Source organism: Bacillus sp. P4_D3, from assembly GCF_056401855.1.
Map to the genome: position 1 here is coordinate 1 of NZ_JBFUIN010001262.1, position 600 is coordinate 600.

1 protein-coding gene and 1 pseudogene are annotated in these 600 nt (G+C 30.1%); both read left to right on the top strand.

Annotation, left to right across the window (positions count from 1 at the left end):
- A pseudogene (locus AC1DTM_RS30685) lies at positions 1 to 78 on the top strand (patatin-like phospholipase family protein); the annotation flags it as partial.
- A gap of 12 nt (positions 79 to 90) precedes the next feature.
- Positions 91 to 462, top strand: a complete 372-nt coding sequence (locus AC1DTM_RS30690; protein ID WP_016104967.1) for a YxiJ-like family protein — start codon at positions 91 to 93, stop codon at positions 460 to 462.
- The last annotated feature ends 138 nt before the right edge of the window (positions 463 to 600 follow it).

Genomic DNA, 600 nt, shown 5'->3' on the forward strand with positions numbered 1-600 from the left:
CTCGTTAATTTATATAATCTTGGGTATAAGGATGCTCAATATCATTATGAAAACTTATTGAATTGGATGGAGAAATAAAGGGGTGGAACGTTGCTATTAGGAAAAAAGGTTATTTTTAATGAATTACAGAAAATGCATAGTCCTCTGCATAAGCCATTTCCCTATCGTGACACACGAAAATTGCAGAAAGACTATAAAAATACATTTACAGAAGATGACTGTATTAATGCCGATTTAAATTGTTATTGGATGCATACAGCAGGAACTTTAAGTTATGTACTTAATAAAAACGAAGAGAAAATTACATTTCAACAATTAAGGTGGCTACGAATATCATTTTTCGAATGGTTTCCACAATATCGTTTTCTAGAAACAGAAATTGTGAAGTATCCTATTTTGCATAGAGATTTTATGAATTATGAGAAGGCCCGTAAACTATTACTTTATTACCTTACTGAATAAAAGTGAAAACGTACAGGTTACATTACTTGTGCGTTTTTTTGTTCATAAAATATACAATATTAACAACTTGTTTATATAGGAATTCTAATGAGRAGAAAGAAGTACATATAGAATGATGTAAGGGAGGGATGATAAGTT